29 protein-coding genes are annotated in these 22422 nt (G+C 45.5%); 27 read left to right on the top strand and 2 right to left on the bottom strand.

The genetic code is table 11. From position 1 onward, the window contains the following. Positions 1 to 128 precede the first annotated feature (128 nt). From KNO73_RS05725 to KNO73_RS05650, 16 genes are all read left to right on the top strand, one after another. Positions 129 to 1067: a PstS family phosphate ABC transporter substrate-binding protein gene (locus tag KNO73_RS05725; protein WP_214735207.1), complete on the top strand. Its 939-nt coding sequence runs from the start codon at positions 129 to 131 to the stop codon at positions 1065 to 1067. Positions 1068 to 1150: 83 nt separating this feature from the next. Continuing rightward, positions 1151 to 2095: a phosphate ABC transporter permease subunit PstC gene (gene pstC / locus KNO73_RS05720; RefSeq protein WP_012726614.1), complete on the top strand. Its 945-nt coding sequence runs from the start codon at positions 1151 to 1153 to the stop codon at positions 2093 to 2095. A gap of 1 nt (position 2096) precedes the next feature. Next, positions 2097 to 3008: a phosphate ABC transporter permease PstA gene (pstA, locus tag KNO73_RS05715; RefSeq protein ID WP_214812957.1), complete on the top strand. Its 912-nt coding sequence runs from the start codon at positions 2097 to 2099 to the stop codon at positions 3006 to 3008. Positions 3009 to 3118: 110 nt separating this feature from the next. Beyond that, positions 3119 to 3880 (top strand): phosphate ABC transporter ATP-binding protein PstB, encoded by a 762-nt coding sequence (gene pstB, locus KNO73_RS05710; RefSeq protein ID WP_224862754.1) that lies wholly within the window; start codon positions 3119 to 3121, stop codon positions 3878 to 3880. A 16-nt stretch (positions 3881 to 3896) separates the two neighbouring features. Beyond that, on the top strand, positions 3897 to 4559 hold the full coding sequence (gene phoU, locus KNO73_RS05705; protein WP_012726611.1) for a phosphate signaling complex protein PhoU: 663 nt from the start codon (positions 3897 to 3899) through the stop codon (positions 4557 to 4559). Between the two features lie 114 nt (positions 4560 to 4673). Next, positions 4674 to 5423 carry a DUF4912 domain-containing protein gene (locus KNO73_RS05700; RefSeq protein ID WP_214812943.1) on the top strand — a complete coding sequence of 250 codons (750 nt, stop codon included), beginning with the start codon at positions 4674 to 4676 and terminating at the stop codon, positions 5421 to 5423. A 15-nt stretch (positions 5424 to 5438) separates the two neighbouring features. Further along, positions 5439 to 7640 (top strand): 1,4-alpha-glucan branching protein domain-containing protein, encoded by a 2202-nt coding sequence (locus tag KNO73_RS05695; protein WP_214812940.1) that lies wholly within the window; start codon positions 5439 to 5441, stop codon positions 7638 to 7640. Between the two features lie 84 nt (positions 7641 to 7724). After that, the gene (gene rpmG / locus KNO73_RS05690) at positions 7725 to 7889 is read left to right on the top strand and encodes a 50S ribosomal protein L33 (protein ID WP_255313299.1); all 165 of its coding nucleotides are present in this window, start codon (positions 7725 to 7727) and stop codon (positions 7887 to 7889) included. 54 nt (positions 7890 to 7943) lie between these two features. Further along, positions 7944 to 8498, top strand: a complete 555-nt coding sequence (locus tag KNO73_RS05685) for a 5-formyltetrahydrofolate cyclo-ligase (protein WP_214812938.1) — start codon at positions 7944 to 7946, stop codon at positions 8496 to 8498. Then, positions 8477 to 9247, top strand: coding sequence for a DUF92 domain-containing protein (locus KNO73_RS05680; RefSeq protein WP_214812937.1), 771 nt, complete (start codon positions 8477 to 8479; stop codon positions 9245 to 9247). Before KNO73_RS05685 ends, KNO73_RS05680 begins: the two co-directional genes overlap by 22 nt. 169 nt (positions 9248 to 9416) lie before the next feature. After that, on the top strand, positions 9417 to 10373 hold the full coding sequence (locus tag KNO73_RS05675; RefSeq protein ID WP_012726605.1) for an L-lactate dehydrogenase: 957 nt from the start codon (positions 9417 to 9419) through the stop codon (positions 10371 to 10373). 123 nt (positions 10374 to 10496) lie between these two features. Continuing rightward, positions 10497 to 11549 (top strand): rhomboid family intramembrane serine protease, encoded by a 1053-nt coding sequence (locus KNO73_RS05670; RefSeq protein ID WP_078147124.1) that lies wholly within the window; start codon positions 10497 to 10499, stop codon positions 11547 to 11549. 12 nt (positions 11550 to 11561) lie between these two features. Next, the gene (locus tag KNO73_RS05665) at positions 11562 to 12584 is read left to right on the top strand and encodes a M42 family metallopeptidase (RefSeq protein WP_078147123.1); all 1023 of its coding nucleotides are present in this window, start codon (positions 11562 to 11564) and stop codon (positions 12582 to 12584) included. After that, on the top strand, positions 12581 to 12775 hold the full coding sequence (locus tag KNO73_RS05660) for a YqgQ family protein (RefSeq protein ID WP_012726602.1): 195 nt from the start codon (positions 12581 to 12583) through the stop codon (positions 12773 to 12775). Before KNO73_RS05665 ends, KNO73_RS05660 begins: the two co-directional genes overlap by 4 nt. Before the next feature lie 93 nt (positions 12776 to 12868). Beyond that, positions 12869 to 13831, top strand: coding sequence for an ROK family glucokinase (locus KNO73_RS05655; protein WP_214684026.1), 963 nt, complete (start codon positions 12869 to 12871; stop codon positions 13829 to 13831). Between the two features lie 225 nt (positions 13832 to 14056). Further along, the gene (locus KNO73_RS05650) at positions 14057 to 15973 is read left to right on the top strand and encodes an LTA synthase family protein (RefSeq protein ID WP_214733625.1); all 1917 of its coding nucleotides are present in this window, start codon (positions 14057 to 14059) and stop codon (positions 15971 to 15973) included. 115 nt (positions 15974 to 16088) lie between these two features. On the opposite strand, the gene KNO73_RS05645 is transcribed toward KNO73_RS05650, so the two are convergent. Next, positions 16089 to 16268, bottom strand: a complete 180-nt coding sequence (locus KNO73_RS05645) for a DUF2759 domain-containing protein (protein ID WP_215112202.1) — start codon at positions 16266 to 16268, stop codon at positions 16089 to 16091. A gap of 157 nt (positions 16269 to 16425) precedes the next feature. Here KNO73_RS05645 and KNO73_RS05640 point away from each other — a divergent pair, with 157 nt between their 5' ends. After that, complete coding sequence (locus KNO73_RS05640; RefSeq protein WP_214812926.1) at positions 16426 to 17043, top strand: MBL fold metallo-hydrolase; 618 nt, start codon at positions 16426 to 16428, stop codon at positions 17041 to 17043. A gap of 32 nt (positions 17044 to 17075) precedes the next feature. Here KNO73_RS05640 and KNO73_RS05635 read toward each other — a convergent pair whose 3' ends face one another. After that, positions 17076 to 17339 (bottom strand): DUF2626 domain-containing protein, encoded by a 264-nt coding sequence (locus KNO73_RS05635; RefSeq protein WP_012726597.1) that lies wholly within the window; start codon positions 17337 to 17339, stop codon positions 17076 to 17078. Positions 17340 to 17588: 249 nt separating this feature from the next. On the opposite strand from KNO73_RS05635, the gene KNO73_RS05630 reads away from it, so the two are divergent. The 10 genes from KNO73_RS05630 (at position 17589) to KNO73_RS05585 (ending at position 22276) form a co-directional block, all read left to right on the top strand. Continuing rightward, positions 17589 to 17975: a Spx/MgsR family RNA polymerase-binding regulatory protein gene (locus KNO73_RS05630; RefSeq protein ID WP_012726596.1), complete on the top strand. Its 387-nt coding sequence runs from the start codon at positions 17589 to 17591 to the stop codon at positions 17973 to 17975. 58 nt (positions 17976 to 18033) lie between these two features. After that, entirely contained in the window at positions 18034 to 18840 is an 807-nt protein-coding gene (locus KNO73_RS05625) for an ATPase, T2SS/T4P/T4SS family (RefSeq protein ID WP_215112201.1), read from the top strand. Then, the gene (locus KNO73_RS05620) at positions 18822 to 19799 is read left to right on the top strand and encodes a type II secretion system F family protein (protein ID WP_215112200.1); all 978 of its coding nucleotides are present in this window, start codon (positions 18822 to 18824) and stop codon (positions 19797 to 19799) included. The genes KNO73_RS05625 and KNO73_RS05620 overlap by 19 nt, the downstream gene beginning before the upstream one ends. A gap of 15 nt (positions 19800 to 19814) precedes the next feature. Continuing rightward, a complete protein-coding gene (locus KNO73_RS05615; protein WP_031423311.1) occupies positions 19815 to 20117 on the top strand; it encodes a prepilin-type N-terminal cleavage/methylation domain-containing protein in 303 nt (100 codons plus the stop codon). 20 nt (positions 20118 to 20137) lie between these two features. After that, positions 20138 to 20545, top strand: coding sequence for a prepilin-type cleavage/methylation domain-containing protein (locus KNO73_RS05610; RefSeq protein WP_251024855.1), 408 nt, complete (start codon positions 20138 to 20140; stop codon positions 20543 to 20545). Further along, positions 20532 to 20768 (top strand): hypothetical protein, encoded by a 237-nt coding sequence (locus tag KNO73_RS05605; protein WP_047795193.1) that lies wholly within the window; start codon positions 20532 to 20534, stop codon positions 20766 to 20768. Before KNO73_RS05610 ends, KNO73_RS05605 begins: the two co-directional genes overlap by 14 nt. Further along, a complete protein-coding gene (locus KNO73_RS05600; protein WP_353047954.1) occupies positions 20674 to 21018 on the top strand; it encodes a prepilin-type N-terminal cleavage/methylation domain-containing protein in 345 nt (114 codons plus the stop codon). The genes KNO73_RS05605 and KNO73_RS05600 overlap by 95 nt, the downstream gene beginning before the upstream one ends. Positions 21019 to 21121: 103 nt before the next feature. Beyond that, positions 21122 to 21460 carry a hypothetical protein gene (locus KNO73_RS05595; RefSeq protein ID WP_143404771.1) on the top strand — a complete coding sequence of 113 codons (339 nt, stop codon included), beginning with the start codon at positions 21122 to 21124 and terminating at the stop codon, positions 21458 to 21460. Further along, entirely contained in the window at positions 21453 to 21941 is a 489-nt protein-coding gene (locus KNO73_RS05590; protein ID WP_214684033.1) for a shikimate kinase, read from the top strand. The genes KNO73_RS05595 and KNO73_RS05590 overlap by 8 nt, the downstream gene beginning before the upstream one ends. Further along, the gene (locus KNO73_RS05585; RefSeq protein WP_078147115.1) at positions 21938 to 22276 is read left to right on the top strand and encodes a hypothetical protein; all 339 of its coding nucleotides are present in this window, start codon (positions 21938 to 21940) and stop codon (positions 22274 to 22276) included. The genes KNO73_RS05590 and KNO73_RS05585 overlap by 4 nt, the downstream gene beginning before the upstream one ends. The last annotated feature ends 146 nt before the right edge of the window (positions 22277 to 22422 follow it).

Below are 22422 nucleotides of genomic sequence, written 5' to 3'. Positions count from 1 at the left end.
TTTTGTCTTTACAATTCTTTTACGTTCCGTTTATTTCTCGTTAATAGAAGTTCATTAGGATATTAATTGTAGGACAGAACAACAAATCCACAACAAAAATCAAAGCAAACTCAAGGAGGACGTCACAAATGTCTTGGATGAAAAAATCAGCTTTACTCGCTTCAATCACTTCAGTCGCACTCGTAGGTGCTGCTTGTGGGAACAATGAAGAAGGTGGCGCTGCTGAAGGCGGCGATGCGCTCTCAGGAAAAGTCGTCATGGACGGATCATCAACTGTATTCCCAATCATGGAAGCAGTCGCAGAAGAATTTTCAGCTGAACAACCAGAAGTTGAAGTGACAGTCGGTGTCTCTGGTACGGGTGGTGGCTTCAAACGTTTCGTGACGGGAGAGACAGACTTCTCGAACGCATCACGTGAAATCAAAGAAGAAGAAGCAGCCGAAGCTGAGAAAAACGGTGTGGAATTCACGCAACTCTCGGTTGCACTTGATGGACTTTCGCTTGTTGTTAACCCAGCGAACGATTGGGCACAAGATATCACGATTGAAGAATTGAATAAGATGTGGACGGACACAAGCATCAAGACATGGAAAGACGTTCGTTCAGACTGGCCAGATGAGGAGATTTCATTCTTCGCACCAGGTAAAGACTCAGGTACATTTGACTTCTTCAATGAAGCCGTCCTTGACGATACGGACATTCGTGAAGACGCACAATTGTCAGAGGATGACAACGTCCTCGTCACGGGTGTATCTGGAACGGAAGGTGCAATCGGATTCTTCGGATATGCATACTACATCGAAAACAAAGACACGCTTCGTGCCATGGCAGTCGAGGGTGTAGAGCCAACTCCAGAAACAATCAATGACCTTTCTTATCCACTCTCACGTGAAATCTACACGTACGTCAACAACGCTTCATTGAAAGACAAAGAGCAAGTTGCAGAATTCGCACGCTTCATGAACGAAAACGCAGGTGCGCTCTCTGAAGAAGTGGGATATGTCGGTATGGAACAAGCGCGTTACGACGAAAACATGAAGATGATCGACGAAATCGCTGGAGAATAAGATGATAGGTGGCAGAAGGTGAGACACGGTCTCGCCTTCTCGCCATGCTTTCTAGTATGAAGAGGTAGGGAGCGATACACGAGATGAATGAACCGAACAATAAGCTTTCGATTCGAGAGATGATTCAACAAAATAAACAAAAGAAATATAGTACGACGAACGTGTTTGATAAAATCATGCCGTTCTTATTATTCTTGAGCGCATTCGTATCGGTCGTCACGACCATTGGTATTGCGTTCACACTAGGCTTTGAGCTATTCAAGTTCTTTGAACGAGTCCCTGTCGCAGAATTTTTAGGATCGACAGAATGGTACCCGCTTAGTGCAGATCAGCGCTTCGGGGTATGGGCACTTGTCATGGGAACACTCCAAATTACTGTGATTGCGATGATTGTAGCCGTCCCACTCGGTTTGGCGTCTGCGATTTATTTAAGTGAATACGCCTCTGAACGGGCACGACGTGTGTTGAAACCAATTCTAGAAGTGTTGGCCGGTGTGCCGACGATCGTATTCGGTTTCTTCGCCTTGTCATTCATTACACCGATTCTGCAAGCACTCATCCCAGGACTTCAAATTTACAATGCACTAAGCCCAGGGATTGTCGTCGGGATTATGATTATTCCGATGATTGCCTCGATTTCTGAGGATGCAATGAGTGCTGTTCCGAAGAAAATTCGGGACGGTGCACTCGGTTTAGGTGCGACACGTCTTGAGGTTGCAACGAAAGTTGTCATGCCTGCTGCGACGTCTGGAATCATCGCCTCTATCGTTCTCGGAATGAGCCGTGCGATTGGGGAGACGATGATTGTAACCATTGCTGGTGGTTCACAGCCGAATTTCGAGTTCAACCCGCTCAATGCGATTCAGACGATGACAGCGTATATCGTTCAAATCGCTAAAGGTGATGCAGGTTACGGCACAATCGAATATTACAGTATCTATGCGGTCGGTGCGTTGTTGTTCGTCTTTACCTTATTGATGAACCTATTCGCAAACTGGGTGACGCGCCGCTTCAGAGAGGAGTACTAATATGGCTTTACCGAACAGTGAGTTCAAGAATACGAAGAACTTGATGAATCGTGAGACCGTGTCTCAACGAATTAAACGACGTTTACAATTGAATGAAATATTTAAGTACATCTTTTTGGCGGGACTTGTCTTTGCGCTCGTTGTCTTATCGACGTTGATTTATGACATCGTGTCAAAGGGCGCAGGATGGGTCGACCTTGATTTCTTGCGCAACTTCCCGTCGCGCCGTCCTGAACAGGCTGGATTATATCCTGCGTTGATTGGATCGTTATGGCTCATGCTCTTGATCGTACCGATGGTGTTTGTCATCGGTGTTGGAGCGGCAATTTACTTGGAAGAATACGCTCCGAAAAATCGCATGACTTCGTTTATTGAAGTCAACATTTCGAACTTGGCAGGCGTTCCGTCAATCGTATTCGGATTACTTGGATTGACGATTTTCGTTCGAGTCATGGAATTAGGGAACTCGGTTATGGCTGGCGCCTTGACGCTCGGTCTTATGAGTTTGCCGATTGTCATCGTGGCCTCACAGGAAGCGCTACGAGCAGTCAAAATGGAATTACGACACGCTTCGCTAGCACTCGGGGCATCTAAGTGGCAGACAACATTTAACGTCGTGTTACCTTCGGCGTTACCAGGAATTATCACGGGAATTATCCTAGCGGTTTCCCGTGCGATTGGTGAAACGGCTCCACTCATCATGGTCGGAGCGGCAACATTCATTTCAACAACACCGAGTAACATTTTCTCTGACTTCACGGCCCTCCCGATTCAGATTTACAACTGGACGAGCCGACCACAACCAGAGTTCCAAAACTTAGCGGCAGCAGGGATCATCGTACTTATGACGATGCTCATCGCGATGAACTCGGTTGCAATCTATATTCGAAACAAATATACAAATCGACACTAAGTCTTTTTTGCAGATGAATGAGGAGGAAGCTCGAGATGATGAAACAACAAGAGCTCAACAAAGGAGATCAAAACGTGAACACAACTACGACAGAACCGACAACGACTGAGATGAAAAAAGATAGCGCCTATGTCGTCAACAATTTGAACTTGTGGTACGGAGAAGACCAGGCTTTGATTGACGTCAACCTCGATATTAAAAAGAATGAAGTCACGGCGATCATCGGACCATCTGGGTGCGGAAAATCAACGTTCATCAAGACGTTAAATCGGATGGTCGAACTCGTGCCATCGGTTCGGACGAACGGTGAAATTTTATACCATGGTCGTAACATCTTCGATCGCGGATACAAGGTGGAAGATTTGCGTACCTCGGTCGGGATGGTATTCCAACAACCGAACCCATTCCCAAAATCGGTCTATGACAATGTAGCATATGGACCGCGGACGCACGGAATCAAAAATAAAAAAGTACTCGATGAAATTGTCGAGCGTTCATTACGTGGTGCGGCAATCTGGGATGAAGTAAAAGATCGATTGAATGAGAATGCTTACGGTCTCTCAGGTGGACAACAACAACGTCTCTGTATCGCGCGTACGTTAGCGATCGAGCCGGATGTCATCTTAATGGACGAACCGACGTCTGCCCTTGACCCGATCTCTACACTAAAAGTGGAAGAATTGGTACAAGAGTTGAAAGAACAGTATTCAATCATCATCGTGACACATAACATGCAACAAGCTGCCCGTGTTTCGGATAAAACAGCATTCTTCTTAAATGGAGAAGTTGTCGAGTTCGATGTTACAGATAAGATTTTCTCGAATCCATCTGACAAACGGACGGAAGACTATATTTCTGGCCGTTTCGGTTAAGGAGGAGACTGGATTGATGGCACAAAACCGCACATTTTTTGATACGAAATTGACTGAATTAGAAGATAAAGTTGTACGATTGGCAAACTTGACGATGCGCCAAACGGCGACGGCAATCGAAGTGTTGGAAAAACATGATCTCGAATTGGCTAAAACCGTGATTGATAACGACAACGAGTTAGATGAGTTGGAGTTGACAATCAACGATGAAGCGATCCTGTTGATTGCAAAACAGCAGCCAGTCGCGACTGACTTGCGACGTCTGATTGTGACGATGAAATCAGCGACAGACCTAGAGCGTATTGCGGACTATGCGACAAATATCGCAAAAGCGGTGACACGAATCGAGCACGTTCCCTATGTTCTCGACATTCAACCGCTCAAGAAGATGGCTGAGCAGTTGATTGACATGCTTGAACTGGCGACACGTGCCTATCGCAAAGGTGAAGTGAGCCGTGTTCGTGAACTCAATGAGATGGACCGCGTGATTGATGACATCAATCTAACGGTGATTAAACAATATATCGGTTCTCTTCCGGCCATGACGGTTGGGACGAACGATGTATACGAATTCTCGAACATTGCTCGATACCTCGAACGGATGGGCGATCATGTGACGAACTTCGGAGAACATTTAATTTTCCTCGAAAAAGGGAAACATTATGATTTGAATCAATAAGATTAGTGGTAAAGAACAACAGTGCTGTTGTTCTTTATTTTTTTGGGCAGGAATACAAACTCAAGGAGCGAATAATAGTCTACATGGATTTTACATGAAGGGAGCCATATAGAGATGGAAGAGAAAATCGTATCCTTGAAACAACAAGGTCTTACGTTAAAACAGATTGCGGCAGAATTAGACGTCCCGATTGGCAAAGTCCAATACGCATGGCGTAAATGGAGAAATCAGCAACAGGAAGTGGAGGCGGTTGCCCCTGTGAAAAAAAAGCGTGAAACGAAGAAAGCAAAGACGTCGGTGACGACCTCACGCAAACAAGTGGCATCAGCGAAAGAGACGGCCAACGTGTCGACTTCTCCACTTCTTGAAAAGGGTCCGGAAGGATACTGGAAGCTACCCGATCGGTACAACGTGGACTTTATGCATGCGGTCGTACAGTCTCCAAACGCAGTGTATGTATGCTGGGAAGTATCTGATCTCGTGAAAGAAACGTTAGCGCTTCAATTTATGCGACGCTGGGAAGAATTGCCGAAGGCGTTTCGCATCCTTGATGTTACGTTACTTGATTACAATAGCGGTCACGCAAACCGCTCCTATACATTCGATCTTCCTGAAATGACGAACAGCTGGTTCGTTCGCCCTCTCGACCCGAATACGACATATGTGTTTGAATTTGGGATTCGGACGATGGAAGGGGAGTTTCTCCCAATTGTCGCATCAAATCCGCTTGATACGCCGCGGGCAGAACCAGTAGGAGTCGGACGATTCGCAGAACCGGTCCGACGTTGGCAATACGGGGAAGTTGATTCTCCAGAACTACTTGATACGTTACCTAAATATGCAGCATACCGACTCGTGCGTTAAGGAGGACTTTTTATTATGAAACCTGGGTACTTTTCACTCGTCCTTCATGCTCATTTACCGTACGTTAGGCATGAAGAGAAACACCGTTTAGAAGAAAGATGGGTTTACGAGGCCATCTCTGAGACATATCTTCCGATTCTATGGCAAGTCGATCGCTTGAAGCGTCCCTTGCATTGGACGGTTAGTATTTCCCCACCTGTCGTTGAAATGCTTGCCGATCCTCTCATTCAGGATCGCTATGTAGAACACTTAGACGATATGCTCGAATTGATTGCCCTCGAATTGTCTGAGGACCGAACAGACGAAGAAACAGCGACGTTACATTTTTATCGTCAACGATACCACGATTTAAAAAATACGTTCCTTCATTGGAATAAAAATTTGAATGAGGCGTTCCGTACATATCGTGAGGCAGGTTATATTGACATGGTGACATGTACGGCAACCCATGGATTTAATCCACATCTCTTCACGGAACAGGCGGCGCGCGCTGAGATTCGTACAGGTTTGAACTGTTTCGAACGTCATTATGGGTTCCGTCCAACAGGCATCTGGTTACCAGAGTGTGCTTATACACCAGGAGTTGATCGGATTCTTTATGAAGAAGGAATTCGCTACACCTTTGTCGATGAACATGCTCTTCTCGACGCAGATCCGACGCCAGAGAAAGGAATTGGAGCCCCTGTTTATTCACCACATGGCATCGCGTTATTCCCTCGGGATCAAATCATCTCAGGTAAAATTTGGAGTTCGATGATCGGATATCCAGGCCATCCGGATTATCGTGAGTTTTACCGCGATTTGGCATACGATCGGGACTGGGACTATATCCAGTCCTTCATGCATCCGGAAGGAATTCGTTTTGATACGGGTTTAAAAATGCACCGGATTACAGGTGATACGGATCAAAAGGATTTCTACGTGCGCGAATGGGCGGAACATCAAATTGAAAACCATGCGACCGATTTTGCCAAAACGTTAGAATCACATCTTGAAGCGCACGGTGCTCAGACATTCCCACCATTTTTAGTCACGGCTCCGTTCGATGCGGAGTTGTTCGGTCACTGGTGGTTTGAGGGGCCAGAGTTTCTTGGGAAAGTAGCAGAGAGACTTGCTGAATTTGGAATTGAAACCATCACGCCAGCGCTCTTCCTTGAACGTCACTTTAAAGATTTACAGACGGTCCACGTGTCGATGAATACATGGGGACGTAAAGGTTATGGTGAAGTTTGGATTAACGAAAGAAATGAGTGGATGCTTCGTCATTTGCACATGATGGAGATGCAACTCGTAAAAGACGTGGCGGACTATCGTAATCAATCGGAAGCGACGAATCGCGCCTTGAAACAATTAATCCGTCATTACGTATTGGCTGTGTCGAGTGACTGGGCGTTCATCTTGGATGGGCAAACGACGGCACAGTATGCCGCCGAACGGTTCCGTGAACACACACGACTCTTTGCAGAACTGGAAACGGCACTCTATCAGGATGGAGTATCCGAACAGTTGCTACATGATCATTACGCTGCATATCCATTTCTTCAGGATGAAGACATCGATATTGATTCGTTCCTATCTCCTCACGATTACTATGTGACAACCGAGCGGGAAGAAGAAAAACCAGCCATTTTGGTGCTCACGCCTGAATATCACGGTCATATCGTTGGAGGACTCGGAAGACGGGTCGTCGACGAAATCGAGGCGAGAGCGGACGATGGCGAAGTCGTCTATGTATTAACGCCATATCATGACGAGTTGCCTGAGTATGAGCGACAAGGAAACATACATGTGTATCGTGTTCGTCCAACTAGTCCATTTTTAGAGCATGTCATGAACCAGGTGGCAACACAAAATATCGCCTATGTAAAACTGGTTCATGAACTTTCGAAACGTGTTTCCTTCAAAGTGGTTCACCACTTCGATTGGATGACGATTCCTGCTGCAAGAGAACTTGCGCAATCCCTTGCGCTTCCGTTATACTCAACTATGTTGTCCTTTGAAGCGACTCGCAATCCGCATGGTCACGGTGGTTTATTCGATGCAATCCATCGAATCGAAAACAGCGTGTTTCCTGCATCAGAACGCGTATATGTCGGGGAAGAGATCTCGATTCACGACCTAAAACAATGGTATAAGGTGAGCGAGAACGTCAACACATGCCTACCTATAGAGACTTCTCCATATGGACAGGAATCAATGAAAAAGAACGTGAAATAACCTTGCTTTTTCATAAGAAACTTGGTAGGATAATTGAGTATGCTTAGACTGTAAAGCAAAAGCACTTGATACAACATCATTAAGATGGGAGTGAAAGAAATGCGCGTTAAAATTACATTAGCTTGCACAGAAACAGGCGATCGCACGTACATCACGAAGAAAAACAAACGTAACAACCCTGAGCGCCTCGAGTTGCGCAAATACAACCCACGTCTCCGTCGTCACACGCTTTACCGCGAAGTGAAGTAATGAGGGACCGGCCGTCACATATGTGGCGGCTTTTTTTGTAAGGAGGAATACGTTGTGGAAGAGAAAACAGCGCTGCGGCGCACGATTCATCAATACATCAAACAAATGGCGGATCGACATCATGCGGACGAAGTCATTCACCAATCATTATTTGCCTCGGACTTATGGATTGAAAGTCAAACAATCGCGCTAACGTTGTCACTCCCGCTAGAAATTGATACGTCCCCGATTATTCATATGGCCTTTAAAGAAGGAAAAACGGTCTGCGTCCCGAAAGTAACGGAGCGGGGACTTACGTTTCACATCATTCATTCATTTGATGATTTGGAAGAGGGAGTCATGAATATTTTAGAGCCGACCACTCCAGCGACGACGCAAGTGATCGACCTTTGTCTTGTTCCGGGGCGTGTTTTCGATCGAACCGGTTATCGTATCGGTTGGGGTGGGGGCTATTATGATCGCTATTTAAAAACCTATAAAGGTAGAACACTTGCTTTGGCATATACCGTTCAGCTTGTCGATCATGTACCAACTGAACCGCACGACCTACCTGTTCAATGGATCGTAACAGAAAAGGAGATGATTCAGTGTTCGCCATATTCGCTGTAACATGTTTCGTCGCCTATCTCGGTTATCGGTTACGGTCGTTGACTCGCTCTGGGGCGCTGTTGACAGTCGTGACCGGTACGGTGATCGGATTCTCGTTCGGGTGGTTCGGTCTATACTTGCTTGGCGTGTTTTTTTCGACTTCTTCTCTCGCTTCGAAATATCGCTCTCACGATAAAAAAGGGGTCGATGAGATCGTCGAGAAGACGGGGGCTCGCGATGCCATGCAAGTGTTAGCTAACGGTGGGATAGGGATTTTATGTGCACTCGGTTATCAATTGACGAATGACCCGGTCTACCTCTATATGTATGTCGTTTCCATCGCGGCGGCGACGAGCGATACGTGGGGATCTGAATTCGGTGTCCTATCGAAACTGAAACCTCGGTTCATGTTTACCTTTAAGCGAGTCGAACCGGGAACGAGTGGCGCCGTCTCGACGTTCGGTACCGTCATGTCGATGTTCGGTGCACTGTTGATTGTCGTATCCTCTCTTGTGTTCATCGACTTAAAGGTCACGCATCTCCTTTTATTATGGGTGATTGGATTAACTGGTAGCATCATTGACACGCTTCTCGGCGCGACATTCCAACGAACGTTTCGTTGTACAGTCTGCGGAAAATTGACGGAGCAAAAAATACATCACGACGTGCCGACGAGTTACGTGTCGGGATGGCGTTTTCTCGGAAATGATGCGGTAAATTTTCTTTCAGTATGTGGAGCGACGTTGATTTGTTTTTTTGTGTTTGGATGAGGGTAGTACAGAAAATGAAGGTGTTCCAAACGAATGTGAATATTGTCACAATATCGCCAAAGTGAAAACGGTTTCCGCTGTAGTTTGAGTTTGTGAATGATGTTACAATCTATTTGTAACAGAGATAACAAAAACATGAAACAGATTGTTTGAAGGGTGGAGAATCATTATGGAAACATTAAATCATGCTAAAGTAACACGAGTCGCACTTGTAGGGGCTGGGGCAGTAGGTGCGAGTTTCGCTTACCAGTTGACGACAGCTAGTCTATGTGAAGAACTTGTCATCATCGATATCAATAAAGCCAAGGCAGAAGGAGAAGCGATGGACTTGAACCATGGGGTTTCATTCGCTTCATCACCGATGCGCGTCTGGGCAGGGGACTATTCGGATTGTGGCGTCGCTGATATCGTGGTCATCACTGCTGGCGCACCACAGCGTCCAGGTGAAACACGTCTTGATCTCGTTGAAAAAAATGCGAAGATTATGAAATCTATGATTTCAGACATCATGGACTCTGGTTTTGACGGAATTATCATTATTGCTTCAAACCCGGTCGACATCATGACACATCTCGCATGGAAATATTCTGGTCTTCCGAAACATCGTGTCTTCGGTTCAGGAACAGTGCTTGATACGTCTCGCTTGCGTTACATGCTCGGAGACTATTTCAACGTCGACCCGCGTAACTGTCACGCCTACATTATGGGTGAGCATGGTGATACGGAGTTTGCTGCCTGGAGCAACGCTCGTATATATGGAAAATCGGTCGAGCAACTACTTGAAGAGCATGATGAGTACAGCTGGGAAGACCTTGAAGACATCTATGTCAACGTTCGTGACGCAGCATATCATATCATTGAACGTAAAGGTGCGACGTACTATGCGATTGGACTCGGTCTCCTTCGGTTGGTCAAGGCTGTCCTTCGTAACGAGAACACGTTGTTGACAGTCGGTGCCCATCTTGATGGTGAGTATGGATTGCACGATATCCATATCGGTGTACCAGCAATCATCAACCGTCAAGGCGTTCGTGAAGTCGTTGAGATTGAGTTGTCACAAGAAGAGCATGAGAAAATGCAACATTCTGCGAACGTACTCATGAAAACGATGGAACCTGTCTTGTAATCTCCATCCTTTGGAAACCCGTAGCCATTTGGTTACGGGTTTTTATACATATAGAACGAATCATCGTTTGGTCGTGGGTCGTGTCGTGATTTACAATAGAATTGAGAGAGAGGAGGGGTTTCGTTGGCGACAACTTGTTTTTGGGAAGATATTTATCGAAAGGTCGAAAACGGTGGGCGAATTGAAGGCATACTCGAACCCTCCCGTGCGGTCATCTTATTCGATACGAAAGCAGGTGATCGGTATGATTTGTTCATTCAGACTGAAAAAGCATGGGCGAATCACGTTGGGATGGATATACACGCGATTTTGAACGCATTTCGCTTATCTCGCATCGGGCGGAAACGATTGACCATTCATGTTTATGGTGAGCGTCTCGTGGATGAAGAGCGTGTAGACTCGTTGACGTTTCAAATCCCTGCGAAAGTGACATTGTCCCGTTCGATTTGCACACCGACTATGGAAGAAGACCGGTTCCGACTGCTAGCGGTCTCCCTCGACCGGAAAAAGAAAGCGGATCTGAAGAAACGTTTTTCCTTCGGAAAACCACAAGTGGTGTATGGGCTACTGTTCGTCACCTTTTTAGTCATGTGGTTAGCCGAATCGGTCGGTTCGACGCTTGATCCAAACACGTTGGTCGCATTCGGGGCCAAAGTGAACCCGTTGATTGAACAAGGGGAATGGTGGCGTTTGATTACACCGATGTTCCTGCATATCGGTTGGTTCCACTTTGCAATTAATATGTTTGCACTTTGGTCGCTCGGTCCGCTCGTCGAACGGATGTACGGCTCCATACGATTTTTAATCATCTACCTGCTCAGTGGAATATTAGCGACATCCGCATCGTTTGCATTCAGCGAATCGATATCAGCAGGCGCTTCAGGGGCGCTATTTGGATTGGTCGGTGCGCTCTTGTACTTTGGGTTGCGGGATCGTTCTCTCTTCATGAAGACGCTCGGACCTCCGCTCTTTATTATGTTAGGATTAAACGTAGGACTTGCGTTTGTATTAGGTGCAGGTCTTGACCATTTCGCGCATGCGGGAGGTCTGATTGGTGGTTTTGTCGTCTCGGGGGTCGTCGGGCTACCGGATGAGAAGAACCGTATACAACGAATCTTATTTTCCGTACTCACCATCTCGATGTTTGGACTATTCGTCGGGTACGGATTTTGGTAAGGGGAGAATTCAATGATTGAAACATTAAAAACACTCGTTAACATCCCGAGTCCTTCCGGGATGACGGAAGAGGCCATCCGCTTCGCGGAGCAAGAATTGAATGCACTGGGTGTCAAGACGTCACGTCTACATAAAGGGGCACTGCTGGCCACATTTTCAGGTCGTTCTGGCAAGGCGCGTCTGTTGACGGCACACGTGGACACACTCGGTGCGATGGTCAAAGACATCTTGCCGAGCGGGCGTCTTCGTTTGACTCAAGTGGGAGGATACGCATGGACGGCGATTGAGGGAGAGAACTGCCTCGTCCACCGTGAAGAAGGAGAGGCGATTGAAGGAACGATCTTGATCCATCAGTCAAGTGTTCACGTCTATAAGGACACGAACTCTGCCGAGCGATCTGCATCAAACATCGAAGTCCGATTGGATGAAAAAGTGCATTCTCGTGAAGATGTGACGGCGCTTGGGATTGAAATCGGGGACTTCGTTTCATTCGACCCTCGCTTTCAAGTGACCTCTTCAGGATACGTGAAATCACGCCACTTGGATGATAAGGCGTCGGTCGCCATTCTATTGGACCTTGCGAAAGACTTAATCCGTTATGACTTACCGCATACCGTTCACTTCTTGATCTCGAATTATGAAGAGGTCGGATTTGGAGGGAACGCGGGTATTCCGGAAGACGTCGTGGAATACATTGCCGTTGATATGGGTGCGCTCGGGGATGGACAGCATTCCGATGAGTATACAGTCTCGATTTGTGCCAAGGATTCATCTGGACCGTATGATATCGGGTTACGACGGAAGTTCACGGCGTTATGTAAAGCTCATGAGATCGCGTATAAGGTAGATATTTATCCGTACTATGGGTCAGATGCGTCAGCGGCGATTCGAGCAGGGTATGATGTGCGACATGCCTTGATTGGGCCAGGAATCGAATCGAGCCATAGTTATGAGCGAACGCATCTGTCATCAATGGAAGCAACGCGAGAATTGTTAAATCGTTATGTACAATCGACGATGGAGGAAGAAGCATGAAAAACTTTTATGATGTCCAACAGTTTTTAAAATCGTTCGGTACCATTATTTACATCGGAGAACGGGATGCTGAAATCTCACTCATGATGATGGAACTCGACGAATTGTATGAAGGGGGCATCATCGAACAACGTGTGTACGATACGGCCAAAATCATTTTGACCCACGAATTAAAAAATTCAACAGATTGACAGAAATCCCCTTAGTGCAAAGGGTTGCACTAAGGGGATAATAGTGTACACTATTCAATGAAAGCGATTTAGTTGAGATGAGGAGTGAACGGTATGAAATGGTTATTAGGTATCGACATCGGTGGTACGACGGTGAAGATGGCCGTTTTAGACATGAACGGCATCATTTCGGATAAGTGGGAAGTCAAAACGGATATTCGAGAGAATGGTGTACATATTCCAAAAGACATCGCAGCTTCTTTTGAAACATACTTACAAACATCAGGTAAGAAGAAAGAAGATTTTGCGGGTGCGGGAATCGGGGCACCAGGATTCGTCGACTTCTCAGAAGGAGTTGTCGAATATTCTCCGAACATCGGGTGGAAAGATTTTGCACTCGTGAGTGAGTTCGAAAAAGCAGTCGGTCTTCCGGCCGTGCTCGAAAATGATGCGAACGCCGCGGCCCTTGGTGAGATGTGGAAAGGTGCCGGCGAAGGGGCGTCAGAATTATTGGCGATCACGCTCGGTACAGGTGTCGGTGGTGGCGTGATCACGAACGGGAATATCGTTCATGGGACGGCAGGAATGGCCGGAGAAATCGGGCATATTACCGTGGAACGAGACGAAACGAAGGCTGTGAAGTGTGGTTGTGGTCGCCTCGGGTGTATCGAGACGATTGCTTCAGCGACCGGCATCTCGCGTCTGGCGTTACAGAAGCGTAAGAATCAAGATACTTCATTAAACGAGTTAAAAGAAGTGACTGCACGTGACGTGTTTGAAGCATATAAGGCTGGTGACTCGATCGCGACAGAAGTCATTGACGAGATGACGGAATACCTCGGCTTGACCATCTCGAACATCGCGAACACGCTCAATCCGAAAATGATTGTCATCGGTGGAGGCGTCTCAAAAGCTGGCGACGCGTTATTGGAGCCGCTTGATGCACAGTTCAAACGGTTTGCGCTCGAGCGGGTATACGAGTCGACAACATTCAAAATCGCTGAACTCGAAAACGATGCCGGTGTGATTGGATGTGCTTGGCTGGCACGGAAACACTTCCTTCCGACACGAGTATGAAACGGACGCGTCTGCACATTGCAGGCGTGTTTTTTTGTGGGAAAGGGTATGGGATATTGTAAAATTTGTAACGTCACAGTTGATTTTTTATTAAAAAAGGGGTAAGATTTGGACTTGATACTGGACGTGTACTATTCAATCCGAATTGTACAATGAATGAACAAATATAAATAAAGAATGGCAACTAAAACATGCCGAAAACTGAAAAGAGGAGGAGACCGTCAGATGAATTCATCTCAACGCTTTTCGAAGCTATCGACGAGACTGAACGACACGGTCCGCGCTTCGTTTCAAGAATATCGTCTATTTTGGATTTTTACGTTATTGCTTTGGACGAAGACGTATATCGTCTATCAATTTTTCTTCAACATTCCGATTGAAAACACCGCACAAGCTTTTATCTTACTGATTAGCCCAATCAGTTCGACATTATTCTTGTTTGCCTTCCATTTCTTCTTTAAAGGTAACAAACAAAAATGGGTGCTCTACACGCTCTATGCGATTGCATCGTTTATCTTGTTTGCGGACGCCGTGTATTATCGGGAATTCACGGACTATTTGACAATGCCTGTCATCATGCAACCATCGAACATGGAAACGTTATCGACATCATTCACTTCGCTTCTTGAATGGAAAGATTTAATCATTCTTGGTGACGTGTTTATCCTTCCGTTTATCTTATGGCGAATGAACATGAAAGAGAATGCAGCTTCACATCGACGTGCGCTCGTCACATTCGTCGTAGCGGTCTCTGTCTTCTTGTTCAACCTTTTGCTAGCAGAAACGGAACGGCCTGAATTGTTGACTCGTTCATTTGACCGTGAGCTGTTGGTGAAAAACATCGGAACATTTAACTTCCATGTGTATGATGCCATGCTCCAAACGAAAACATCGGCTCAAAAAGCGATGGCGGATGAATCAGAACTCGCAACGATTGAACAATTCACCCGTCAAAACTATGCGGCGCCGAATCCGGATTTATTCGGAAAATATAAAGGGAAAAATGTCATCGTGGTTTCATTCGAATCTGCGCAGAATTTTACTCACAACATGAAGGCGCCGAATGGAGAGTACATCACGCCGAACTTGAACAAACTGATTGAAGAGTCTCACTACTGGCCGAACTACTACCATACAGTCGGTCAAGGGAAGACTTCTGATGCTGAGTTCGCACTCGATAACTCACTATATGGACTCCCGCGTGGTGCTGTATACTTTACGAACGCCGATAACGAATATCAAGCGCTCCCTGAGTTGGTCAAGGACGAAAATTATTACTCAGCCGTGTTCCATGCGAATAACAAATCGTTCTGGAACCGCGATCAAATGTACAAGAACATTGGCGTCGATCAATTCTTTGATGAAAAGAGTTATGACCTCGGGAATCCTGAAGACATGACAGAATGGGGTCTCTTAGACGATAGTTTCTTCGAACAATCTATTCCAATGCTTCAAGAATTGCCTGAACCGTACTACGCGAAGTTCATCACATTGACGAACCACTTCCCGTACACGATGCCAAGTGAAGACTATGAGCTTGTACCAAAATTTGAAACGAGCTCAACTACGTTGAACAACTTCCCGCAAGCACTAGCTTATCAAGATTACGCACTCGGTCTCTTCATCGACCAGTTGAAAGAGAATGGAATGTGGGAAGATACAATCTTTGTCGTCTACGGTGACCATTACGGAATTTCGACGAACCACAACAGTGCGATGGCCGAGCTACTCGGCAAAGATGAGTTGACACCATTCGACGTGGCGAAGTTGCAACAAGTTCCGTTTGCCATTCACTTACCTGACCAGAAAGAAGGGGAAGTGCATGAGACGATCGGTAGTCATGTCGACATGAAACCGACCATCTTGCACTTACTTGGAATCGACACGTCAGATACGATTGGATTCGGAAACGACTTATTCTCTGAAAATCGAAACAGCCGCGCGATTTTCCGCGACGGAACGGTCGTGACGGATGAATATGTTTGGACACAGTCGACATGTTATAACGCGACTTCTGGTGAAGTAGTCGAAGATACGTCGTTATGTGGTCCGATGACGGAAGAAGCGGAAAAAATCTTGCAAATGAACGATGATTTGATTTACTCCGACTTACTCCGTTTCAAAGAACAAACTGAAGAATAATGAGTACGGACCAAGTCACATAGTGATTTGGTCCGTTTTTATGTAGAGGGAATGAACGTATAGAAAGGCATAAAAAAAGCGACCGAAGTCGCTTGATGATTGCATATGCGAATCATTAACCTGGAATTCCACCGTAGATCAACGTGGCGACACCAAAGAATCCGAATACGAGTACAGTTAAACCTGCAAAAATGAGCGGAAAGAATTGGCGTTTTTGGAATGAACGAAGCATTCCCCAAATAGCCACAATCGCGACGATGACGGAAATCCATCCGAACGGTTCATACAAATGCATGACGAGTTCCCCCTTTAATTATACGTCATGAAATTCATAAAAATTTCACTGAAATATCATTATTATTTTATCCGATTATAGAGTCGCTGTCGAGCAAAGGTTGACATCGAAACAATTTTGCCACAATATTGTTTTGAATAAGAAGGGGGTGAATCCTATGCAAATCAAAAAGATTACGTCTGGCTTGGCACAAGAGAACGGCTATGTGATTGAAAAAGGCGGCACTGTCGTCGTCATTGACCCCGGAACGGATGACCCGAGGTTCTTCGATACAATCGAACGTTTCGGTACACTTTCAGCAATCTTGTTGACTCATGCACACTTCGATCATATCGGAGGAATCGATGCGCTCCGTGAACGTTACCAGGTACCAGTCTATGTACACCGCTTAGAAGCGGATTGGCTGACAGATGGCGAAAAGAATGGCGCTTCTGCGTTCAACTTGCCGATGCCTTCAATGAAACCGGCAGAAAAAACATACGAAGGTGATGTATTAGAAATTGGGAACATCGTATTTCGAATCTATCATACGCCGGGTCATTCCCCAGGGAGTGTCGTATTGTATATGGATGATGAAAGAATCGCCTTTTGTGGTGACTTGATCTTTAAGCAATCCGTCGGACGGACAGACCTGTTCGGTGGAGACCAGTCGACATTAATGGGGTCCATCGATCGGATGAAGCAGCTCCTTCCTGATGAGACGACGTTATACTCGGGGCACGGTCCTATGACGACGCTAGAAGAAGAAAAGCGGACAAATCCGTTCTTCACATAAAAAAAGATTGTCTCCGGCGAGACAATCTTTTTTTACATTTGGAAGTTGCTCCAATACGTAAAGACAACGAAGAAAATTGTCAAATACGCGCCGAAGACATATACATACGTTTTTTCAGTTAGTTTTAAGTAACCAAGAGCGACGAAGAAAATCGTTTGTGCTAAGAAGACAAGTCCCATAACGATAAAGTCGCCAGTATGTTCACTACTACTTTGGTCGCCGCCTAGTGCGCCTACGAAAGCAAGTGCCGCTACTAGTCCAGTCCAAAAGCCTAGGACACGAAACATTCTTGCCATGTTAATCCCCCCATACGTGCATTATTCCATTCTCATTCACTATTTTACCAACACATTCGAAAAAATGCTATGGAAACGTGATAATTGAGCAAAATAATCGTGAAAAATATGTGAAATCATTTCGGTAAATAAAGTTGTACAAAATTTATAAAAAAGTTGCACAAAACATGTACAAACGGGGTATAGAGATGTATAATCAACTTATACAAAATGAGCGAAGTGAAAGTTGAATGAGGGAGGAACATAAAAATGGCATCAGAACTAATGTTTTACACGTATCCAAGCTGTACTTCTTGTCGGAAGACGAAAGCGTTTTTACAAGAACAAGAACTTCAAGTGAGTGAGCGTCACATTTTCAGAGATGCACCAACAGTTGATGAATTGTTGCAACTCCTTGCAATCAGTGAGGAAGGAGTCGATTCTCTCCTTGCGACGCGAAGCCAGGCCTTCAAACAACTTGATGTTGACGTGGAGGATTTGAAATTAAGCGAGCTTCTTAAGCTGATGAGCGAAAACCCAAAACTTTTGAAGCGTCCAATCTTAACTGATGGAAAAGAAGTGATTGTCGGATATGACAAGGTTTCAATCGAAACATATGCACGTCGCCACAACACTGCAGCGGTTCAAGTTTCATAAAACAAGTCCACTTTCAACATAGTGGGCTTTTTTTTATGCTTGTATCGAGGTGAACGAGATGAAGGAACTCATTGAGGATTTAGTAGATGCAGCACGTCAAATCGGTGCGAGTGATCTTCATTTTATACCCGATGCAAACCAAGTAAAGGTTCAAGTCCGTTCTGCTAGTAAACTTGCTGCGCTTCAATCGATGGATGCAGAGCTTTATGATCGCCTTACATATCATATGCGATATTGGTGTTCACTACCTGAATCTAATCAACGCATTCCACAATCCGGGGTCTATGAATTGAATCAAGATGTCATCCGGGTGACCTTTCTCCCGTCGTTCGCCCAGACGTTAATGTCTTGGCGCATTCCCCATGACACGTTTGAACTTCAGCACCTGTTACAATCACACGATGTGGAACGATTTCAGAAAGTCGTGGCATCACATCATGGTCTTTTCTTTATAGGGGGTTCTACCGGAGCAGGCAAGACGACGGTACTGTATGCCCTGTTGAATCAGCTGAAGCATGAGCGGATTGTGACGATTGAAAATCCTCCAGAACAAATGGTCGGTGGTGTCATTCAGCTGGAAGTGAATGCTAAGGCTGGACTAAGCCATCGACACTTGTTGAAAGAGACGCTTCGTGCCGACCCGGATATCATCGTGATTGGCGAGGTACGGACCGATGAAGAATTGATGGTCGCATACGATGCAGCGCTCAGTGGGCATTTGACGATTACAACCTTTCATACCGCATCGATTCAGGATGGGGAAAAGCGGCTGATGCAACTTCTTGGTAAGGCGACCGTGGAAAGACATTGGTGTGTACTGACTCGAAATCAGGAGGTGACTTGCGAATGGTCGACGTTCCGGTAATCCCATCGATCCGACTGATTCATCGTTTTCTTCGTCTACAATCACGAGGTGTGTCATTGAAAGTGACCATGGAGACGCTTGAACTTCATGAGAAGGGAAAAATGAAAGACTGTATTCGAGAGATGAGGATTCGTCTAGAAGCGGGTGTGAGTTTGTCTGAGGTATTTTCCATCTTGATCACGAATCGGCAGATGCAAGAGATTTTACATACGGCGGACCACAACGGACGATTTATGGATGGATTGTCGCAAGTGGCGATGGTACTCGAGATGCGACAACGGTTAAAGCAGGAGCTGCGGAGGCTAATTCGCTATCCGTTGATTATCTTCTTCATCCTACTTGCATTAGGCATGATTTATGCCTTATACATTTTCCCGAAATTAATGGGAATGGTAGATGTCTCGTCGCACGGCGGTGTGGGGTCGATTCTATTGTCGAATTGGTTCTTTCCTGTACTGTTTTCTATATTCGTAGCAATCGCGATTCTCATATATGGATTCCATCGTCGAGGAGTAGAGCTCCCTTTTTACGTATGGAGACGCGGGAAAACACTCTATATGACCTATGTGTTTGTAAGTGAATTGTCCTTGCTCCAACATACTGAAACGAATATCAGGCAGATTATCAGTCGGCTAGCCGAGGAAGAGGGGGAAATGGCAGAGATGGCCAAGCGAATTCACTATCGCATGTCTGAAGGTGAAGGGATTGAAGCGGCGACGAGGTGTGAACCGTTTATCGATCATGAGGTCGTGAGTCTATTAGGTGTGGGATCGATGAGTGGGGAACTTGGTAAATTGATGTCTCTTCATCGCGAGCTTGTATTCGAAGAGATGGAGCAATATAGTCGGGGTTTGATTGAGAAAATTGAACCGTCTTTATACGGCATCCTCAGTGTCATGATCGGTGTTCTTTTTTACACACTCTATTTACCGGTCAAACTCATTATGGCTCAATTGTGAAAGGAGAAAGATGAAATGAAGGAAGAGCGTGGGTTCACATTAGTTGAGATGGCGGCAGTATTACTCATTATATCCGTTCTTCTCTTGTTACTTGTCCCTTCTTTGTCGGACGGGAAATCTCGTGCTGACCAAGTGAGTTGCGAAGGTAGTGTTCGAATCGTTGAATCTGAAATCAATTTGCACTATGCGGAACATAAGGCCTATCCTGAAACGTTAGAAGTGATTAAGCGTGCATCGGCTGCAGATCCACTCGTTTATAGCTGTCAATCCTCGACCTATACGTATTCTCCGACTGATGGCTCCTTAAAAAAACAATGAAAGGCTACACCTTGGTCGAAATGACATGGGTACTTCTCGTATTGTCGTTCTTAGTATTGATGAGTGCACCGATTACGAGACCGTTCGAACGAATGGAACTCTACAATTTTACGGATTCATTGGTAGCGAATATTCAAGAAGCTGGGCAATTTCCCTATATTTCAGAAGAGGGAGATTGTGTGCCGCGATTGATTTGGATTTCCAAACAACAAACTTATCTGATTGTGTGTGGGAGAGAGATCGTCAGGGAGGTTGATGTTCCTGATGGGGTGGATGTATATCTTCCGACGTACAACACGTTGACCTTTTCACAAGCGACCGCCTCTTATGCGGGACAATGGAAATTCGTCAGTGGAAAGACATCGGTGACGCTCAAATTTCGAATCGGGACGTATGAGCCGGAGGTGATTATTCGTGAAAGTGGATGAATCGGGTTTCTCGTTATGGGAGCTGACTGTCAGTCTTGCGGTCATCATGGGATGGATTTTCATACTGGCATCCTTTGTCGTGCAAGGGAATGAACGAATCCAACGGTTGAGTGACACGCTCTTCATCTATGAACGATTACAAGGAGAGGTTCTGCTTGAAGCCACTGAACCAACAGGGCGTGAGCAAGTGTGTGAGAAAGGATTTTGTTTACCGACATTATGAAAAGGGCTTTACGATGATTGAAATGACGGTCGTTTTGCTGATCCTTCCCATATTTCTTTTCCTTTTGGTTGAACTGCTCACGCTCGGTCAACATCTTTATGAACAGCCTAAATGGAATCATCATACGACGCCTCAACTGATTGTGCGCCGTCTGATGGATAGCGAGAACTGTCGTGTTGACGAAGGGCGGTTACGAGGTGATTTCGTCAAATCGGATGAGGAGCGGTGGTCATGGACATCAAACAAGTAAATGGCAATTTGGTCATGGTCGGAGATGGAGGAGGAAACTTACTCTTTTTAAGAGGAATCGAGCAGTATCATGTCGAAACGGTCGGAAAGGGTTTTCGAATCGCATGGACCGATTCATCGTTCAGAAGAGAGCGGCACGTCATGTGCATGAAACAGGATTCTTTCTCGTCATCACCTTGACCATCGTTGTTTGGTTACTCGGGGCCGCGTTATTTTGGTATACTGATGTGGAACGAACGACGAGGCGACTGTCAGAGGAAATCTTAGCGATTCGCTTCGAATCGCATCTGTTATTGGCGAAGGAGCGTTGCGGTGATCGACCGTTAACGCTGCATAAACCAACGGGAACTCTGACGTGTCGTCCGATTGCACCGAATCGTACTGAAGTGAATATCGTGCTAACATCTGGTGAACGGCATAAAGAGGTGATTGTTTATGAATGAAAACCCGTTTTATATCGTGGGGTTTATGGGTACAGGTAAATCTACCTTATTCTCGTTTCTGAAAGAATATGGGGAGGTCATCGATCTTGATTTAGTCATTGAGTCTATGACTGGGATGGAGATCGCTACATATTTTGACCGCAATGGTGAGTCTGCGTTTCGTGATGTTGAGTCAAAAGTACTGCAACAAGTCACTGCTGACTATATCCTGACCGGTGGCGGAGTGGTGGAACGCTCTGAAAATATATGTTGGATGCGAGAACGTGGTACGATGATCCATTTAAATCTTCCGTTCGACATGTGTTGGGAACGAATCAAAGATTCTGCGCGGCCACTTGTTAAAAGAGGACGGGAGGATGTTCATGCGTTGTTTCAACGACGTGATCAATTATATCGAAAAGCGAGTGTATCCATCGATGCATCTCAATCGTCTGAAGACATCGCCAAGCAAATCATCCGTATAAAGGGGGAAAAAGTATGATTTGGATTAATTTTGCCATCATCGTATTTTCATTAATCGGACTTGGGATATATGGTTATCTCTTGTTCAAAAACAAAATGAAACCAGAATTTGGTCGTTTGAATCGTCTGACGGAACGTTTTAAAATTCGGGCGGATGTGATTGGTCAACAGGTCAATGAAATCAAAGGGCACGTGGATGCGGTCAATCGATCCGTTACTCAATTAAAAGAGTTTGGGGTCAATGCGAAGAATGAATCGATTGAATTAAAGCAAGCCGCCGTCGAGCTAACTCATGAAATCAAACGGACAGCGGGAATTGAACGTTCTGACGTTTCCACCGAGTCGAAAATATGAAATAATGAGGATGAAAACGTTTTCGTTTTTCATCCTTTTTCTTTTTCGCTTTTTTACCTATGCAGAAGGAATAAAAATTGTTAAAGTGGAATGGAAAACGAAAGATTTCAAAAACAAAAGCATTTTATGTTCGGGATTGGGGGATA

The sequence above is a fragment of the Exiguobacterium sp. s83 genome, from assembly GCF_018617095.1.
Classification (GTDB): Bacteria; Bacillota; Bacilli; order Exiguobacteriales; family Exiguobacteriaceae; genus Exiguobacterium; species Exiguobacterium profundum.
The sequence above is the reverse complement of the archived record's forward strand: the minus strand, read 5'-3'. Positions and strand labels throughout refer to the sequence as shown.

What these genes read in the sequence shown, in the direction of transcription:
- KNO73_RS05655 (WP_214684026.1), top strand. Translation starts at nt 12,869, where the DNA reads ATGAAATGGTTATTAGGTATCGACATCGGTGGTACGACGGTGAAGATG.
- rpmG (WP_255313299.1), top strand. Translation starts at nt 7,725, where the DNA reads ATGGGAGTGAAAGAAATGCGCGTTAAAATTACATTAGCTTGCACAGAA.
- KNO73_RS05700 (WP_214812943.1), top strand. Translation starts at nt 4,674, where the DNA reads ATGGAAGAGAAAATCGTATCCTTGAAACAACAAGGTCTTACGTTAAAA.
- KNO73_RS05585 (WP_078147115.1), top strand. Translation starts at nt 21,938, where the DNA reads ATGATTTGGATTAATTTTGCCATCATCGTATTTTCATTAATCGGACTT.
- KNO73_RS05615 (WP_031423311.1), top strand. Translation starts at nt 19,815, where the DNA reads ATGAAGGAAGAGCGTGGGTTCACATTAGTTGAGATGGCGGCAGTATTA.
- KNO73_RS05650 (WP_214733625.1), top strand. Translation starts at nt 14,057, where the DNA reads ATGAATTCATCTCAACGCTTTTCGAAGCTATCGACGAGACTGAACGAC.
- KNO73_RS05600 (WP_353047954.1), top strand. Translation starts at nt 20,674, where the DNA reads ATGAACGATTACAAGGAGAGGTTCTGCTTGAAGCCACTGAACCAACAG.
- KNO73_RS05610 (WP_251024855.1), top strand. Translation starts at nt 20,138, where the DNA reads ATGACATGGGTACTTCTCGTATTGTCGTTCTTAGTATTGATGAGTGCA.
- pstA (WP_214812957.1), top strand. Translation starts at nt 2,097, where the DNA reads ATGGCTTTACCGAACAGTGAGTTCAAGAATACGAAGAACTTGATGAAT.
- KNO73_RS05595 (WP_143404771.1), top strand. Translation starts at nt 21,122, where the DNA reads ATGGACCGATTCATCGTTCAGAAGAGAGCGGCACGTCATGTGCATGAA.
- KNO73_RS05725 (WP_214735207.1), top strand. Translation starts at nt 129, where the DNA reads ATGTCTTGGATGAAAAAATCAGCTTTACTCGCTTCAATCACTTCAGTC.
- KNO73_RS05630 (WP_012726596.1), top strand. Translation starts at nt 17,589, where the DNA reads ATGGCATCAGAACTAATGTTTTACACGTATCCAAGCTGTACTTCTTGT.
- KNO73_RS05645 (WP_215112202.1), bottom strand. Translation starts at nt 16,268, where the DNA reads ATGCATTTGTATGAACCGTTCGGATGGATTTCCGTCATCGTCGCGATT.
- KNO73_RS05635 (WP_012726597.1), bottom strand. Translation starts at nt 17,339, where the DNA reads ATGGCAAGAATGTTTCGTGTCCTAGGCTTTTGGACTGGACTAGTAGCG.
- KNO73_RS05695 (WP_214812940.1), top strand. Translation starts at nt 5,439, where the DNA reads ATGAAACCTGGGTACTTTTCACTCGTCCTTCATGCTCATTTACCGTAC.
- KNO73_RS05675 (WP_012726605.1), top strand. Translation starts at nt 9,417, where the DNA reads ATGGAAACATTAAATCATGCTAAAGTAACACGAGTCGCACTTGTAGGG.
- KNO73_RS05590 (WP_214684033.1), top strand. Translation starts at nt 21,453, where the DNA reads ATGAATGAAAACCCGTTTTATATCGTGGGGTTTATGGGTACAGGTAAA.
- KNO73_RS05625 (WP_215112201.1), top strand. Translation starts at nt 18,034, where the DNA reads ATGAAGGAACTCATTGAGGATTTAGTAGATGCAGCACGTCAAATCGGT.
- KNO73_RS05620 (WP_215112200.1), top strand. Translation starts at nt 18,822, where the DNA reads ATGGTCGACGTTCCGGTAATCCCATCGATCCGACTGATTCATCGTTTT.
- KNO73_RS05660 (WP_012726602.1), top strand. Translation starts at nt 12,581, where the DNA reads ATGAAAAACTTTTATGATGTCCAACAGTTTTTAAAATCGTTCGGTACC.
- KNO73_RS05640 (WP_214812926.1), top strand. Translation starts at nt 16,426, where the DNA reads ATGCAAATCAAAAAGATTACGTCTGGCTTGGCACAAGAGAACGGCTAT.
- pstC (WP_012726614.1), top strand. Translation starts at nt 1,151, where the DNA reads ATGAATGAACCGAACAATAAGCTTTCGATTCGAGAGATGATTCAACAA.
- KNO73_RS05665 (WP_078147123.1), top strand. Translation starts at nt 11,562, where the DNA reads ATGATTGAAACATTAAAAACACTCGTTAACATCCCGAGTCCTTCCGGG.
- pstB (WP_224862754.1), top strand. Translation starts at nt 3,119, where the DNA reads ATGAAAAAAGATAGCGCCTATGTCGTCAACAATTTGAACTTGTGGTAC.
- phoU (WP_012726611.1), top strand. Translation starts at nt 3,897, where the DNA reads ATGGCACAAAACCGCACATTTTTTGATACGAAATTGACTGAATTAGAA.